The sequence below is a fragment of the Algibacter sp. genome, from assembly GCF_049667265.1.
Taxonomy (GTDB): Bacteria; Bacteroidota; Bacteroidia; order Flavobacteriales; family Flavobacteriaceae; genus Algibacter_B.
Map to the genome: position 1 here is coordinate 1 of NZ_JBATHX010000357.1, position 2,119 is coordinate 2,119.

General features: G+C 34.1%; 2 protein-coding genes. Both read right to left on the reverse strand.

Annotated features, from left to right (window positions below; translation table 11 throughout):
• On the reverse strand, positions 1 to 469 hold a 469-nt coding region (locus WBN21_RS12585; RefSeq protein WP_424200807.1), incomplete at its 3' end, for an Ig-like domain-containing protein.
• A 23-nt stretch (positions 470 to 492) separates the two neighbouring features.
• A complete protein-coding gene (locus tag WBN21_RS12590; RefSeq protein ID WP_424200809.1) occupies positions 493 to 2,034 on the reverse strand; it encodes a RagB/SusD family nutrient uptake outer membrane protein in 1,542 nt (513 codons plus the stop codon).
• Positions 2,035 to 2,119 lie beyond the last annotated feature (85 nt).

A 2,119-nucleotide genomic window follows, 5' to 3' on the forward strand; every position in this document is an offset into this window, starting at 1 on the left:
AATCTCTGTAATCACCATCAAAAGGCATATATAAAACTTCACCATCAAATAACGGGCTATACGGTGGTTGTTTACTAAAGTTAACCTCGGCAGAAGTTGTTTTACCTTCAATATCGGTTGCTTGAACGGTTAATACGTGATCACCATTTACTAATCCGTTTTGTGTAAATTCTTCTTTAGCAACACGATAATCTAAAAAATTATTAAAACTTCTTATTTCATTACCATCTAAAAGTATCGAAATTGTTTTTACTTCAATGTCATCCGTAACTTCAAATTTCACATCAAAAGAAGTCTCGTCTTCAAAAACTTTTATAGTAGTTCCTTCAGCTGGCAAAATAATTTTCACCGCTGGTGCCGTAACATCAGCGCCTGGGTCAACTTCTGTTATTGGGTCTATCCCATCATTACATGACACTATAAGCAACGTAATGAACAGAAAATTTAAATATTTTAATATATTTTTCATATTAATTTAGTTTTAGTTTTTTTTTATTTATCAAGAGGTAAAAGATCTAATTGATCTTGCGGATATGGCAAGTATTCAGCATCTGCGGTAAACGTTCTACCATCATAACTTAACTCGTCATATTTGTTCAGTCTTATCATATCAAAATAACGTATACCCCATTCCATACCTAATTCTGCAAATTTCTCATCCATTACTAAATTGGTAGTTACTCCAGATAAAGGTGTCATACTAACTCTATTTCTTACCATATTTACTGCTTGATCGGCTGTCATTGCAACACTACTACTTGCACCTTGGGTTAAGGCCTCAGCATACATAAGCAATATTTCAGCGTACCTAATTACGATAAAGTTTTTACTTGAACCATAACTATTCCTACCTGATGTTAATTGGTTTGATGGTAAATAATGTTTTCCACTTGCAAATTTTGCTCTTTCATAATCATTAAAAATATCGCCATCTGGTGTTACATTTGACACATAACCTGGAAGCGTTGCATAAGCAGGATCGGTTTTTATTTCCTCAATTCCACGAGGTGTGAAACAAACGCTTGTAACTAAACGCTGCTCATCATCTCTATCAATCATAAATTTAATAAATTTAGAACTAGGCTCGTAGAAACCCCAACCTCCATTAGCTGTTGATACAATTGGCGTCCAACTTGATGGACCAAAAGGTGCATATAAATGGTTATTTACATCACCAGAATCTGAGTTGTAATCTGAAAATTGTAATTCGAACAAATTCTCATTACTATATTGCCCTGGCTTTTTAAATAACTCATAAAAATCAGGATACAGTTCGAATTTGTTTGAGCTAATTATTTGACCCGTGATTTCTGCAACTGCTTGATAATTTTCCATCTCCAAATTAGCCATTGCTTTAATTGCTAATGCGGTATATCTTGTAACGCCGCCAGGAACATCCGTTCTTTCGTTAGGTCTCATGTTTGGTAAATCAGGAATAGCTTCATCCATTAAGTCTGAAACATATTGCATAACCTCCTCTTTGGTTTTAACACCTTTCTTAATATCTTCTGAAACATTTGAAGTGGTAATTATAAAAATATCACTCCATAAACGAGACATTTGTAAGTGCTGAAACCCGCTTAAGACTTTTGTTTCTGCAATATACTGGTCCGCTAAGTCAATATAATCCCCTGTAGCAAACTCTTTATATTTTACAATCGTTTCTTGCGAGTTTACAATATCTGTAATATCACCATAAAAGTTTTCCCAAACTTGGTTAAACATCCAATAGCCATTATCATAATTATAAAGATCGGCATTAGTAAAACCACCTTGCGCATCGCCAACACCACCAGCATTCACATCATCTCCTCTTACTCCTATTAACAATGGGTCTTCCCATCCTCTGGAGTAGGTTTCGCTGTATGCACCAATTAAAGGTAACACCATATTTTCAGAAAGCGTAAAATCCAAATCGCCAGCTGATAATTGCCCGTCATTTTCTTCTAATTTATCGCTACAGGATATTGTAGAGAAAAACACTACTAACAACATGGCTAGTAGATTTAGGAATTGTTTAATATTATTTTTCATATTGCTCATTTTTTATATTTTTATATTAACACCAATAGTATAAATTGCTGGAACAGGATATGTTTGTCTATCAATTCCATCAGAA

Coding starts and splice junctions, on each gene's coding strand:
- WBN21_RS12590 (WP_424200809.1), bottom strand. CDS start 2,034: ATGAAAAATAATATTAAACAATTCCTAAATCTACTAGCCATGTTGTTA.